The organism is Mesomycoplasma sp., from assembly GCF_056854695.1.
This window is the reverse complement of the sequence record NZ_JBXGGF010000009.1, coordinates 1-15,275: the sequence shown is the minus strand read 5'-3', so window position 1 is coordinate 15,275 and position 15,275 is coordinate 1. Positions and strand designations below refer to the sequence as shown.

Annotated in this window: 11 protein-coding genes; 5 read left to right on the top strand and 6 right to left on the bottom strand. The window is 25.8% G+C overall.

The features are described 5' to 3' along the window. Nucleotides 1–7: 7 nt before the first annotated feature. From ACJHWB_RS02140 to ACJHWB_RS02115, 6 genes are all read right to left on the bottom strand, one after another. A complete protein-coding gene (locus ACJHWB_RS02140) occupies nucleotides 8–1,402 on the bottom strand; it encodes a hypothetical protein (protein ID WP_483132865.1) in 1,395 nt (464 codons plus the stop codon). Nucleotides 1,403–1,409: 7 nt separating this feature from the next. Next, nucleotides 1,410–2,726 carry a tRNA uridine-5-carboxymethylaminomethyl(34) synthesis GTPase MnmE gene (gene mnmE / locus ACJHWB_RS02135; RefSeq protein ID WP_483132864.1) on the bottom strand — a complete coding sequence of 439 codons (1,317 nt, stop codon included), beginning with the start codon at nucleotides 2,724–2,726 and terminating at the stop codon, nucleotides 1,410–1,412. 10 nt (nucleotides 2,727–2,736) lie between these two features. Next, the gene (locus ACJHWB_RS02130; RefSeq protein WP_483132863.1) at nucleotides 2,737–4,353 is read right to left on the bottom strand and encodes an ABC-F family ATP-binding cassette domain-containing protein; all 1,617 of its coding nucleotides are present in this window, start codon (nucleotides 4,351–4,353) and stop codon (nucleotides 2,737–2,739) included. Between the two features lie 84 nt (nucleotides 4,354–4,437). Continuing rightward, nucleotides 4,438–5,310 (bottom strand): hypothetical protein, encoded by an 873-nt coding sequence (locus tag ACJHWB_RS02125; protein WP_483132862.1) that lies wholly within the window; start codon nucleotides 5,308–5,310, stop codon nucleotides 4,438–4,440. Next, nucleotides 5,310–6,254: a hypothetical protein gene (locus ACJHWB_RS02120; protein ID WP_483132861.1), complete on the bottom strand. Its 945-nt coding sequence runs from the start codon at nucleotides 6,252–6,254 to the stop codon at nucleotides 5,310–5,312. The genes ACJHWB_RS02125 and ACJHWB_RS02120 overlap by 1 nt, the downstream gene beginning before the upstream one ends. Before the next feature lie 19 nt (nucleotides 6,255–6,273). Then, complete coding sequence (locus ACJHWB_RS02115; RefSeq protein WP_483132860.1) at nucleotides 6,274–7,608, bottom strand: HAD-IIB family hydrolase; 1,335 nt, start codon at nucleotides 7,606–7,608, stop codon at nucleotides 6,274–6,276. Between the two features lie 173 nt (nucleotides 7,609–7,781). Here ACJHWB_RS02115 and ACJHWB_RS02110 point away from each other — a divergent pair, with 173 nt between their 5' ends. From ACJHWB_RS02110 to ACJHWB_RS02090, 5 genes are all read left to right on the top strand, one after another. Next, nucleotides 7,782–9,914, top strand: a complete 2,133-nt coding sequence (locus ACJHWB_RS02110) for a HinT-interacting membrane complex protein P80 (protein WP_483132859.1) — start codon at nucleotides 7,782–7,784, stop codon at nucleotides 9,912–9,914. After that, on the top strand, nucleotides 9,914–11,464 hold the full coding sequence (locus ACJHWB_RS02105) for a HinT-interacting membrane complex lipoprotein P60 (RefSeq protein WP_483132858.1): 1,551 nt from the start codon (nucleotides 9,914–9,916) through the stop codon (nucleotides 11,462–11,464). The genes ACJHWB_RS02110 and ACJHWB_RS02105 overlap by 1 nt, the downstream gene beginning before the upstream one ends. A 1-nt stretch (nucleotide 11,465) precedes the next feature. After that, nucleotides 11,466–11,789 (top strand): histidine triad protein HinT, encoded by a 324-nt coding sequence (gene hinT / locus ACJHWB_RS02100; protein ID WP_483132857.1) that lies wholly within the window; start codon nucleotides 11,466–11,468, stop codon nucleotides 11,787–11,789. 243 nt (nucleotides 11,790–12,032) lie between these two features. Continuing rightward, a complete protein-coding gene (locus ACJHWB_RS02095) occupies nucleotides 12,033–13,661 on the top strand; it encodes a hypothetical protein (RefSeq protein ID WP_483132856.1) in 1,629 nt (542 codons plus the stop codon). Beyond that, nucleotides 13,645–14,898 carry an MFS transporter gene (locus tag ACJHWB_RS02090; RefSeq protein ID WP_483132855.1) on the top strand — a complete coding sequence of 418 codons (1,254 nt, stop codon included), beginning with the start codon at nucleotides 13,645–13,647 and terminating at the stop codon, nucleotides 14,896–14,898. The genes ACJHWB_RS02095 and ACJHWB_RS02090 overlap by 17 nt, the downstream gene beginning before the upstream one ends. Nucleotides 14,899–15,275 lie beyond the last annotated feature (377 nt).

Sequence of the window (15,275 nt, the reverse complement as noted above, 5' to 3'; positions counted from 1 at the left end):
TTACAAGTTAATGTTCATTATTTAAAAAAGTTTCATTCGTGTTTTTTGCTGGTTCTGCTAAATCGTTTTGTATTCCAGCTATTTTTTCAAATTCAGGCTTAAGTTTAATAAATGCTATAGAAGCAAGTGTTCCTGGAGCAAAATCCGTCTCAAATTCTAAGTCATCTAACAAATTGAAAAACTTTTGTGCATTTTGTTTTAAAAGTTTTGCTAAAATTTCACTTATACTTAGATGACTATTCTCACTAATATTGATGTTTTTTAAAAAATGATTAAATAAAAAAATATAAGTTTTTAAATTAGATAGCATTTGTATTAAAACAGTTGTTATATCATCCGAAAAAGGTTTAAACTCATTAGGTAAAACTATTTTTATTTGAGGTTCTAAAGCTAAATAAAATTGTTTTGAAATCGGCTTTGATTGGAAAAATTTAGTTATACTAGATTTTAAATTCACTTTATCATCGTCACTTAATTCTTTGTATAAATAGTTGAAATTAAAAATCACAAACTTTACAACATTGCTATTTAGAGTTGCTTTAAAAATATTTGAAAACAAAGTTGATATTTCAACACTAACCTTATTTTTTTGATTATTTATTTTAACTTCTTTTTCATTTAGTTTGTTTGCCTCTTCAAATAATGTAGCAATAAAATTATTGTTGGTTTGAGTTTTTTGTGGTGTTTGAAATAATAAAGATTTTAAAGCAAATAAAAAAACCTTAAGTTCTTGATGTGTAAAATTGATTTGAAAAACATCTTGAAAAAATTTAATACTCAAATCAAATAAAGAATAATTGTTATTAACATCTTGATTGATTTGTTGTAAATTTGTAATTTTTATATTATCACTATTAATTCATCCATCGAAAAAGGATTCAATACTAGATTTAAAATCAGGACTATTTATAGATTGTTTAATTATTTGATAAGGGTCTTCACCATTTTTAATTTTGTTTAAAAATGACAAAATTGCTAGTCTAACATTGATTGAAAATGACTGAGAAAGTAATTCTGTTAAAAACCACTTAGCTGTGGTGATGCTTTTATTGAGAATATTTTTTTGTTTTATATCTTCTTGTTTTATTTTTTTGTTATAACTTTGATAATATTTTTCATTTAAATTAGCAACTTTTTCTTGAGTATTTAAGGCGTTGTTTTTTTCATCAAGTTTTGGAATATATCTATTAATTATTTGTTTAGGATAAAGATTTTCTATAAGTTTTGTATACAACAAATCAAAATTAGATGTTTGAATTTCTTTTTTAATTTCAATGATAGAATTGTTTATTATTCTATTTGTTTCAACATGGATACCAACAGGAACCCCAATTCCAACCCCTATTGAAATTGATGCAAATACAGCAAAACTAATAATTCATTTTTTTTTAACTTTTCTCATAACACTCTTATTTTCCTAGACAAAAATTAGAAAAAATGGAATCAAGCAACTTTTCATCATCAGCTCGTCCAAATATCGAACTAAGTTCAGTCCAACAAGTTCTTAAATCAACAATAGCTACATCAGGCCCATAGTTATCTAAACTGGTTTTAGCTTCTAAAAGTGCATTTTGAGCTTTACTTATTTGACTAAATTGATAAGTATTATAACCAACATTATTATTTTCTAAAAACTCAAATGAGTTTTTAATATATTTTAGCAACGCATCTATATCGTGATTTTTAGCACTAATATAGATTTTATTAGATTCAAAGTTTGTAAGTAAATCTTTTTTGTTGTAAACTTGAATATAAACTTGATTTGTTAAACTATCAATAATTTCTTGATCGTTTTGACTAAATCCAACTTGTGAATCAATAACATGAATTACTAAATCACTTTTTCGAATTTGTTCAAAACTTTTTTGAATCCCAATTCGCTCGATACTTTCATCGGTTTGCCGCACTCCTGCAGTATCACTAATTTTAAATAGTAAGTTATCCAAAACAAATGAACCCTCAACAATATCTCGAGTTGTTCCGGCTTGGTCACTAACAATAGCTTTATTTTCATTGATTAATGCATTAAGTAAGGAAGACTTGCCACTATTAACATTACCAACCAAGGCCATTTGAATCCCATTATAAATTAGTCGACTATTTTCAGCTTTTTTAATTAAATTAACAAATTTTTCTTCCAAATTAACAATACCATCTAAAACTGTTTGTGAAGTTAGTTGGCTAGTTTCATCATATTCTGGATAGTCAATGTTAACCTCTATAGCGCCTATAATAAACTCTAAATCAGTTATTAAATCTTTGATATATTTGCTAGTTTGGCCTTGAAACTGTTTCAAAGCAAGGCTATGTTGCGACTTACTTTGAGCATGAATTAAATCATTAATAGCTTGGGCTTTAATTAAATTCATTTTGCCATTCAAAAAGGAACGTAAAGAAAATTCACCTGGATTTGCAAGTCTGGCTAGTCCTGTTGAAAGAATAAGTTCTAAAATTAAGTTGGTATTAAGCACACCACCATGAGCATTAATTTCAACAGTGGGCTCACCAACAAAGTTTTGATTTCCCGGAAATCAAAGAACTAAAACTTCATCAATTTTTTGTCCTTTGTTGTGAATTCAACCATAAGTGATTTGTCGATTGTTGCCAACTTTGCCATCAAAAATTTGTTCCATAATTTTGATGGCATTTTCACCACTAATTCGAATAATCGAAATAGCTTGGTTAATATAGCCAGAGGCAATTGCAGCAATAGTGTCGAAAATCATAAAAAAATTTTTAAATTCCCATTTTTTTCTGATAATCTTCTAAATTTCCACGGAAGAAAAATGAAGAATCATCACGAATTTCTAAAATAGTTGTAGCCACTTCTTTTATTAAAGTTCGATTATATGTTGTAAAAATCATTCCTGAATCAAAAGATTTAGCACCCTCAATAAAGGAGTCAATAGATTCAGAATCTAGGTGGTTAAGAGGTTGATCAAAAATCAAAAAGTTAGACTCACCTAACATCATTTTGGCAAACATAAGGCGAACCTTTTCACCTCCAGATGTAACTTTTACATTTTTAAAAACTTGCTCACCACTAAAGAGCATTCGACCTAAAAAGCTGCGCATTCTATGGTCTGAATTATCTTGGTTTTCTTGAATAGAATTGTTTAGTGGCCACTTGCTAAGTCAAGTTAGAAGATTTTCATCTTGTTCAAAAAAACTATCATTATTGGAGGGAAAATAATCAAATGAAATTGTACTTCCTCAAGTAATTGTTCCACTAGTTGGTTGATCCTTACCAGCTAAAATATCTAATAATTTAGTTTTAACAAGATCATCCTCACCGAAAATGGCAAGTTTTTCACCTGGTAATAAATTAAAAGAAATATTATCAAATAAAACTTCACCAGTTTGTGGATTTTTATAAGATAAATTTTCAACATTTAAAATTTGTTTTCCAGGTCTAGGATGAACATTAAAACGAATAAATGGGTATTTACGCGATGAAGGTTTAATTTCTTCAAGTTGAATTTTTTCTAAAGATTTTTTACGAGAAGTAGCCTGGCTGGATTTGGCTGCATTAGCTGAAAACTTAGCAATAAAGGCTTGTAACTTGGCGATTTGTTCTTCTTTTTTGGCATTGCTATTTTTAACCATTTCTTTTAGAAGCTCAGAAGATTGTTTTCAAAAACTATAATTTCCTGTAAACAACTTAATTTCATTAAAGTCAATGTCGACAATGTGAGTACAAATTTGGTCTAAAAAATCGCTATCATGGCTAACAATAATAGCTATATTTTTATAGTTGATTAATAGTTCTTCAAGTCATTTAATAGCTTTAATATCAAGGTGGTTTGTTGGTTCGTCCATGATCAAAATACCTGGCTCACCAAAAAGCGCTTTTGCTAAAAGAACTTTAACTTTGTGAGCTGATTTTAAATTTTTCATTTGTTGGTTTCAATATTGTTTTGGCACACCCAAACCTGATAATAAAATTTGAGCATCATTTTCAGCATTTCAACCGCCTAATGCACCAAATTGTTCTTCTAATTCGCTTGCACGATTATAATCCTCTTCTGTCGCATCAGGGTTATTGTAAATAGCATCTTTTTCTTGTTGGATTGAAAAGATTTTTTGATTACCCATGATAACTACATCAGTTACATTGAAGTTATCAAATTCAAAGTGATCCTGTGATAAAGTTGAAATTCTTTGTTCGTTTGAAATAATAATTTCACCAGACGTTGGCTCAATTTGTCCTGAAAGAATTTTTAAAAATGTGGATTTACCTGCACCATTGGCACCAATAATTCCGTATGTATTTCCTTCAACAAATTTCAAATTCCCGTTTTCAAACAATTTTTTGTCAGCAAAAACTTTTGATAAATTTCTAATTTCTAGCATTATATTCCTTAAAATAGCAAAAAATAACTATATTATTATAGTAAGAAAATTTAAAAATTAAATAATTATTTATTTTTTAACAAATTAATTAATTGAGCTGCTATTGTTTTCTATGTCGCCAAAACATTCCATTCTAGATTGGTTTTTAATCAAATCGATCAGTTTTTTACCTTCTACTATATTTTCTTTTTTTTGTTTGGCTATGTTTATAGCATTTTGAAGTTGGTTAATATCATAGTTTGAAGAAACAAAAGTTATTTTGTCACTATGAAAACTTCTTGATTTTAATATTTGATTGATTAGTTCAACAGTCCACAAATTTAAGTTGTTGTTGTTAATTCCTTCCAAAATAAAAACATCCACAGATTTAATTTTTTTCATGATACTGTGAAATTCATTTTTTGATTTACTATAAATTCATCAATGAAAATCATTTATATCAAAATAAACAACTGTTTTTTCTTTTTTAGCAAACATGATTGCTAAAAATTTTAACAAAGTGCTTCTTCAATTACTTGTGCCACCATATCAAAAAATTCATTTGTTTTGTTTTAAAAATTTAGATAAATTGTTTTTGTAAAAAGTAAAAATTTTAGATAAGTCAGGTGCTTTATCGATGTTTTTAATTTTTTCAAAAATATCTTCATATTCTGCAAAGCCTTCTTCCTTATAAATTAAAAAAGATCTAAAATCAATTTCTGGCTTGTTAATAAAATGAATTTTTCTTACTAATTTATTTTTGTTATTACGTACAATAGAAAAATTTAAATTTTTATCTTTATTTTGTAATTGAACTAAAAATAAATAAATATGAGCTCGAAATTCTTCAAAACTAATATTTCATTTTTTTGCAATTTCTTGTATTTCAGGACTGTTTCATATTTTTTCTTCTTCAATTTTATCAGTTGGTTTTTTAAAATCTAAATCTAAAATTGAAGATAAATTACTAGACCTCATTAAAACCACCCTTTACCATTTTGAAGGTCTTCGTAAAAATTGCTATCAGATTCATTTTTATTATAATCATTATTTTTAGATTTGTCTTTATTAAATTTTTGGGGTTTGGCATCACTATTAAAGCTAAAATCTTGTTCAAAAATAGGTTGATTAACTTTTTTGTATCTATATTTTTCTTCTAATTCAACTTTAACATCATTTTCATTTACTACACCATTTTTATAAAAGTCATTAATAACTTTGCTAAAGTATCTCTGGTTAAGATTCCCACCATTTATTTTGTAGCAAAACTCGATAAAATGATTAATACTTACATGAGTGTAGCCTAATTTTAAATATTTTCGAAAATGATTTTTTAAACTAGGCATAGGGTCTCGTCTAGATAAAAATTGAAAAAATTGCACATTATCTAACATTTGTTTAGCTTCTCTTACACTCATATCCACTAAGCTAATATTACTTATTTCATTAGAATTTTCTTCTAATTTTTCTAAATTGTAACCAAAAACTTTTCCATAATTATGGGAAACATCTTCTAAATTATTTAAATTAATTGATTTTTGAGTGAATTTATCGAATAATTCCTCAACTAAAGGTTTAGAAATATGTTTCATAAGAAGTTGTGTAATATATTGGTTTTTTTGTAGCCCTTCAACAGAAAGTGGGTTTTGTAATTTTATAAAAAATTCTTTTGTTTTTTTATTATAAAAAGTTGAAATTAAACCCAATGCTTCAAAAATTTTTTTTAAACTTTCAAAAACAACAAAATTAATTTGAAAAAGCCTTTCTAAAAGTTCAAAATTAATTGTCATTTCGCCTAAAGTATAAAGATAATGATAAAGTACAAATCCGTTTTTTTTAATTATAGGGAAATAAAAATATAAAATAGTTTGTAAATCGCTTCAACTTATTACTTTTTCATTGATAACATGATATTTATCCATAATGACTTTATTTTATAATTTAATTAAAAATGTTTTGGAAAAAAGCAGAAAAAAAACCATCATTTTTCCACTCTTGACTCCTTATTTCCACATCAAAATTTTTAATTTCCTTTTTATTTAATGAATTATTTAGTTTAGCAGCAAAGTTTTCCACATTTTTTTTAGTAATGTTGATAACTCTTTGTTCTTCGGTAGTTGAAATCAATACAACTTTGTCAAAAAATTTTCGAAAATTAGCATTAGGACTATCGATGTTGGGAATTTCAACAAAATCGAAATGATTCTTGGTTAAATAATTTTCCAAAATTTTATAGACCTTTTGCTCTATTAAATTACGGTTAATATCAGATTTTGTTATAAATAGTCTTAACTTATTTTTATCTACACTTTTTTTTGTAACTAAATCAGAATTTATTTTTTTAATAGCTTTGTAACCCAAATTACCTGCTAAATAAGAATTTTTGAAAAATTCATCAGTATATAAAACAGAATATCCGAATTTTTCTACTTCTTTTAAAAAAGTTGTTTTTCCACTTGCATATTTACCAATTATGGCTATAGAAGGTTTTTGCAAGATAAGTTTGTTAATTGTTTTGGCAACTCCATGTCTTTTTGAAAATCCTATACTATCAGCAATGGCTTTTAATTTTTTGGAGCCTGATTTCATTGCAATAAGATTACCAACAACCCCTTTACAACTAGCATCATTCATAGAATCTCCAATATGAGCTGTGTTTTTAAGGTTTACTTGCTCTTTTTCAGCAATAAATTTAGCACCAATTCCTTTAGACGCTTTGCTGTTTGTTATTTCAAGAGCGAATTTTTTTCCTATTCTAGAAATATTGATTTTATTTGAAAATATAGTTTTTAAAGTTTGTTCAATATTTATAATTTTATTTCGACTATAAGAAATAATTAAAATTTTTTCAGTATCTAAAATATTTATTTTCTTGTTTGATTTAGGTTTAAATTCACTAAATCAAGAAACAATATGTTTTCATCCACCTTTACCATAAATTACTTGATCATCAAAAGCAATAGTCGCTTTATTTCTAAAAGCAATTTGAGATATTTCTTCCACAATAGATTTATCAATTAAGTGATGACTTATTAATTTTAAATTAGCATCAAAAATGGCAGCTCCATTTTGACAAATGTAATATTTAGCATTTATTTTTTCACCAATTAATTGGATTTTTTTACTCATTTTTCGACCTGTAGAAATAACAACTATACTAGAGTTAGATAATTGTCTGGCTACTCTAATATTTGTTTTAGAAACGCCAGATTTCACACCATAGCCAAGGTCTAAAAAAGTCCCGTCTAAATCAATAAAAGTTATTTTGTATTTCATTTATTTTTAGTGGTTCCTTGCAAAACCTTAAATTATACTAAACTTTTTTCACTACTTTTACTAAAATTGAAATTCAAGTGTTTTAAAATTCATTTTTTTATATACTTTCCGATGTTTTTTTACCAACTTAATGTATAATTAATAGACTGTAAAAAGTTCAAGAAAGGCAAATTATGAAAAGTTTAAACTTCTTTAAAAAAGTTGCTAAACTAAATTCTAAAAACCAACCTAATTTAAGCGATGATAATGAGAAAAAAATATCTAGCAAAAAGAAAAAAATTATTTTTTCTATTTTAGGTCCTGGTTCTTTAATTGCAGTGATAGCCATTGGTATTGGTGTTCCTATTTCAGTTACTTCTCAAAAAGGAAAAGATGCACAACTTCATAAAGCAGAGGATATTGCTGTTGTTTTAAAAAGTAAAAATGGCGACAACAACATCACAATTGGTCAACTTTTATCCAATTTTGATTCAAACTCCAACAAAGAAAAAGAAGATTTTCAAGAAGCTAAAAAAACTTTAATTAAATATTTATATAATCAGGAATATGAAGCTTCTAAAATTTTCCAAAAAGCTTGAGATAGTTCTAATAATGATAAAACACAAAATAATTCTAGAAAATTTGAACTTCAATCTTATGATGAAATTCGAGAATCTCAAAAAAAAGTTTTAGAAGAAGAGAGAGCTAGATATCAAAAGACATATGGTTTTAATAATTGGGAATCAGAATTTAATAAACACTTAAATAGTGACCCTCGTTTTGGTAATGCAACAACTTTCGATCAAGCTGTTGATAACCTAACAATTTCCAAAGCAACTGATATAGCTTTTGCAAGATTTAAACTTAATTTCGATACAAGCTTTACTCGTGATGATATTGAAAATCGTGTTGTAGGGGCTGATATTGTTGATAAAAACAATAAAATAATTTTTGCTAAAGGTCAAAAATTATTTAAAGATATTTTAGTTTTTGGAGATAATGCTATTGCGCCTTCTATAGTTAGTCCAAACAATGGTGCTGCAAGCAAAGAACAAGATAAGAACCAAAAAGTTGCAGCGTTTTTGACTAAATCATTTATTAAACAATATATGAATCCAAGAACAATAATTAATGAAATTTATAAGAATGCAAATGCTCCTTTAAAAAATAATTTTTATTTTTATGACATTTCTCAATTATCTTTAAATGCAAAACCAGATTCTAAAGATGCAAACGCCCCTTGAACTGTTGACAAAAAAACTTTAGAGTACTTGCTAAGTTATAGACCACTAACAGAAAATGATACTAATAATGCATTAACAGTTAAAAATAATTTAGAATTAATCCAAAATTTTAAAGGCGGATTATCTCAAGATAGCAATCAAAATTTAAATGATCAAATCCTGTTAAGTACCTTAGACTATTCTGATAACAAAAAAAATGCTAAATCATTGGGAAGAATTGGTTTAGTTAGTCGTGAAGAATTATTTAACAAAAATGATCCAAGTTACTTTTTATCATTTTTAAGTAGTTTTAAACCAAAAGAATCTCCAAATATTTTGTCTCAAACATTGTTTGACAAATTAAAAACAACTATATTTAAAAATCACACAACTCTTTTACCAAACCCTTCAACATTAGCTAATGATTCATTAGATAATATTAAGGAAATTAATTTCAAACTTAAACAATTTATCGAAGGTCTAAGTGACAATGATTTAAAAGAGGTTGGAAAAGCGTTTCGTGATACATTTGGAGTTTCTGCAAATGATGGTCGTATTCAAACTAGTTATAAAATTAATAATAATTTAAAATTAGTATTAAATTCTAATGGTTTGAATGCTGTTGCTTTTAAACCAATAACTACTTATGATGATTTTTTTGCAATTATTAAAAAACAACTTCAATTAAAAGCAAATAATTTGATTGATTCTAATATTAATAGCACTTTAGATTTGAATAACATTTTTAATAGCATGACTGATAACGATTTTATCCAATCATTAGTGATGCAAGAACCAGATTATGTAAAGATTTTGACAGATAATTCAACATCTAATATCCAGAAAAATCCAAACTTTATACAATCAGTGGAAAAAACTGCAAAAAATTATTTAAATTCATATTTAATTAAACAAGTTTTAAAAGTAAATAAAAAAATTCAAGATTATATTTTACAAGTAACAACTAATAATTTAAATTCAGATTACACATATAATAAAAGCAGAGAAGAATGGGAACTTGCCTCTAAACCAGGCGTTGAAATTAGAGATCAAATTTTAAACGACCTTGAAGATACATTTGGAATTGGAACAGGGAGAAAATAATGTCTAAATTTAAAAAAATTATTTTACCATTTTTAGGGATGCCATTAGTAGTTGCTCTTGTATCTTGTGGTACTGTGGTTGATACTGGAGCAAAAATTGAACAAGATAAAAAATTAGCTTCATCAGAAACTAGCAAATATGTTCAAAATGCTTACATCGAAAACATTTTAAGTCATAAATTTTATCCAAATAGTTCTTTAACTTTTAAACAAAATTTTGATGATTCAAATTCTGCTATTTTCAAAGACTCTTTAAAAGCTTTTAATTTTTATCAGGATTCCGAAATTGCTAAAAATCCAACATTTACATTAGAATTGCTAAATCAACTTAGTCAAAATAACGCATTAGCAAATGAAGATTTAGCAAAATTAACATCACAAGCTGGTTGAAATAAAAGGTTTGATTCTAGTGCTTTTATTACCTTATATAACAATTTTTCTACTGGTATTAGGGAAAATGTAAATAAAATGCTATTAGTGAAAGGGTACCTACTTAACCTAAGCGAACAAGATATAACTTCATCTTCTAATTATAAAGATGCAATTGCAGGTTCAGGACTTAAAGAAATTTATCAAAGTCTTAATCCAAAAAATAGTGATTTTTACTTATTGGAACTAATGCTTACTAAACAACCAGCACAAGTTTGAAAATTCGAATCAAAAGATCCTATCGATATTACAACTTTAAGCCAATTGCGTGTTCGCGATGTTGATACATTTAACACTTTTTTACGAAAAGGCGATGCTACGAATAATGCTCTTTTAACTAAAAAAGAACAAACATATGAAAATATTGGAACAAATGATAATTCAGTTGTTACAACTAAACTTTTTGGATATAGCGGAATACTTTATAATCAAGGGAACTCAAATCCACTTGGAGATTTAGATTATAGTTTAAACTTTTTAAAATCACAAGGTGAAGTTCGCTCAGGTTTTGTTGATCCTAAAACACACAAAATTTGATCAAGTTCACAAATCGCAGCATATAATCAAATTAACTCCACTAAAGTTTATCCATTAACCTTTAGCCCAAACTTTGATAAAAAGAAAACTAACACAGAAATAACAACTAGCGATGTAAGTGTTAATCATTTAAATTATAGTGTTATCAAAGTTTACCCAAGTAGTGGTGATAATAATCGTAGTGCAACAGCAGTGATTAAAATTGCTTTAGCTACAACTAATTTATATTATTCAATTGATTTTAGTTGAAATGATAAACAAATTACTCAAAGCCCAGAATTTCCAGACACTGGTAAACAATTAATGAAACTTACAGATGGATTATCTAGTGTAAATGAAAATTTAGATGAAATTAACATTCGCTTTGTCAATAAATTAGCACCCCTTTATGAAAAAGATAGTGCATCTAATAAGTTTTACTTCTCTTTAGTGAACACTCCTTGGGCAAGTCAAGATTCTAAAGAAAAACTCGCATATTTATTTTATCTAGCTGATGAAAATGGAATTTACAATGATGCTAAAAACTTTTTTGAAGCACAAGGCTACACAATAGATGTTAAAGATAAAATTATCAAACTAAGCTAATATGGAAAATAAAGATTTATTTTTAAAAATTATTAATCGCGAATTACCAGCAACTATTTTGTATGAAGATGATAAAGTAATCGCGATTTTAGATAAATTTCCACATCAAAAGGGTCATTTTTTGGTAATTCCTAAAATTTATTCTCGTAATTTGTTTGAAATTGATGATCAAACTCTAGTTTACGCAATAATTAAAGCAAGAGAATTAGCTCTTGAACAAGTTAAATTGTTAGGAGCCAAAGGTTTTAAATTATTAGTAAATAATGAATCAGCCGCTAATCAACAAATCTTTCACACTCACATTCACATTATCCCTTTTTATTAATTAACTATTTAGTTTTAAAAAAAGGTCTAAAAATTACTAACAAAAACTATATGCAACATGAACTTGCATATAGTTTTTGTTACTTTTTGTATATTTTTTTTAAAAAACAAAGTATAATGTGGCACATTATGAATAAAAAAAGTGATTTATTAATTATCAAAATAATTTTTTGAAAAATTATAAAATCAGAGGTAACACAAAATCTAATTATTCCAAGGTTGACCAATAAGGGACTTTACCATAATGACTATACAAATTTTTAAAAAACTTAGTGAATTAATATTAAAGTTTAACAAGGAAACAAATTCAAATTTGCAAATAATTCTTAAAGGTAGTACTTTGTTTTGACTCGATAATCAAACAAATGATAATACTCCTGGAGATTTGGATGTAATTTTATTTGAAAATAACTTCGAAAAAAAGCTTGCTTTCCTAAATTTTTTAGAATTAAATGCCAAGATAGAAATTATAAAAAGTGATGGTAATTTATTTATTTTTAATTTTGAGAACATAACTATTGAAATTATCTTGCTTGAATATTTAGATAAAAAGTTTGCAACTAGCTCGCAATGAGAAGGTATTTTATTACTTAAAAAAAAGTGATTATTTATCCAAAAACTTCTTGCTCTGCCTTATATAATGAGTGATTATTTCCCTCATGATAGAGATAAAAAGATTCGACGCACAATTAAACAATTATCTAAATGAAAAAATATAGTTGATTTAGATTCTTTACTCGATGATGAATCGATTGGTTTTTTAAGATCTTGTTTGTGAAATAGTTTTTTTATTTTTTATAAATATAACTATAAACAAATGTTAATTTTTGACTATGGCAATAAAGAAGATTATATAAAAATAACAGATGACCAAGAAGTTATTGACATTATTGTTAAATTTTATGATGCCTTCTCAACTGATGAAAAAATAAAACAAATTGTAAGAATTGGTGAAAAAATTTTAAACCATAAAGAAACAATTATTGATTTTTTGTTAAATAATTATCAAATTCCTTCATTATCAGGGGCAGAATCAAAGTTGCTAAGTAGTATTTTTGAGCTTGATGATAATAGTAAAGCATTTGATTATTTTAAAAAAAATAATGAAAACAAAACTATATTTGTCAGCCATTGTGATGAAGTGGGCGCTGTCATTATAGGAAAAAATGTTTATAATCTTGGCAAATATAATTGAATTTCAGGTAAATATGACTTATATAACCTTAAAGGTGAATTTATTAAACAAATAAATACAGATCAAATAAAAGATGAAAAATATTTAAAAGAATTTCAAATAAAGGTTGCTAAAAATTTAGTGGAAATAGATGAACCAAGCAATAATGACCAAATTTTACAAATGATCTCAAGCCAAAAAGCTGAATTTAATGATTTTTACTTTACCACAAGAAATCATGATAACCGCATTAATGTGCTTGGGCTTAATTTTGTAGATAAAACAAAATTATCTAACATTAACTATTTAATAACAACTAGAAGAGAGATTCAATTACAATCCTCTAAAACATCACAAGTTAAACAAATTATAAAACAAAATAAATACATTTGCAATTTGGAAGTATCTAAACATTTAAATTGGGATAACGAAAATCTTTTAATTCGAGTATCGGATTTTTATACAGGAATCAACACAAAAATGATCGATAGAATTACAAAAATCTTTAATGACTATGCTATTCCTTTTAAATATTATTTTGGAGATGCTTCAACCGATGTAACTGAATTGGAATTCGAAAATTCAGTTACACTAGCAATTCCCGCAAATGATGTCCACTCATATTCATCAAAAATCTTCAACAAAAATATTTTTTATATGCTTTTTGCTATTGTTATTTTAAATGATGCATTTTCGTAATAACCTTTATAAATATACAAGTTCTTTGGCGACCTCTTTAATAGGATCTGAAGCATTTAAGTTTGCTTCATCTTTGTATATTTATCGTATCACTGGAGATTTTTGATTAGTTTCTACATTGTATTTATTGATACAATTGCCAACAATTATTGTTTATATTTTTAGTTCTAAAATTGTAACATTTTTAAAAAAATTTTCTAGCCGTTTAATTTTGTTTATTTGTGACATTCTTAGTGTTTTATTACTAATCTCGTTAATCGGTATGTTTTTTGCTATACACAATAGTTACATTTTTTCTATTTTATTAATTGCTATATCCTCTCTTTTAGGATTTGTACACTCCTTTAGATTTATTTATATTAAAAATATAGTCTACTATATTGCAAAAGATGACAAGCAAATGTGGAAAATGAATATTGGATCATCATTTGCTACATCGATTGGTTTTATGGCTTCACCAATTTTATCTTTTTTTATTTATAAAAATTTAGATTTTTATTATTTAATTATTTTTAATTGTATCACCTATTTGTTATCCGGTTTTTTATACTTATCACTAAAAACACACAAAGAAAAATCTATTTTTGTTACAAATACCTTAAAACCAACTAGTATAGCTATTATAGAAGACAAAGCATATAAAAAATGAATTTATGTACTTAGCGCATCAATGATAATTGGCATTTTTATTTATCCTCGTGGCAGCGGTTTGCCACAGTACTTTAAGTTAATGTCAGAGTTTTCGATTGATACTTGAGCTTTTTACATCAACATTATATTTTCAGCTAGCGCCTTAATTTCTTCAATAATTCAATTTAGATTGAAAAAAATCAAACAAATTAAGGTGTCTTGGGTTTTAACTATAATTTCATTATCCGGACTAATCTGGATTTTAGGCTTATTATTTATAAAAAATCAAATGACAAACCTAATTTTATTTTTAACCTTTAGTTCGATTCAACAGTTTCTATTTTCTTTATTTTTAAGTCAATATTATAGCTTAACCTATGAATTATTTGATAATAGTACATTCCATAAACAAAATGGTATTTCTTTAAGCTTTAGAATTATACTTGGTTCTTTATTTGTGATTTTATTTACTTACCTTGCAACAATTTGAGCTTTATATGCCTTTGTCGCTTACTTTATTGTAATTGTAATTTGCACAATTTTGGTTTGAATTTATCAACCGAAAATAAAGAAAAATAACACAAGTATTAAAAACACAAATAAATAATTTATTCAAGCAAAAATATTAGATTTGATACCTTCAAACTTGAATGTAATTATGAATAATAGCGATTTATAAAAGTTTAAAATATTATTTTATAAAACTATATTTGTTTATTAAATAATAAAATTAGATTATTATATTAATTATCTGTGTTTAATATTTAATTAATAATTAAATGATACAGTTATAAGATGGTTAAATGAATATTTTTTTGATAATTAAATAAGGAAATAATTGAGTTAAAAGTGATTTAATTCAAACTATCATAATTGAATAAATTAACATCAGTTTCCTTAATCAATAATTCATTGAATAAATTAAGAAATAAAAAAAAGGTTATATGCAAAAGAAAATCTACGCCAAAAAAAAAAAAAAAAAAT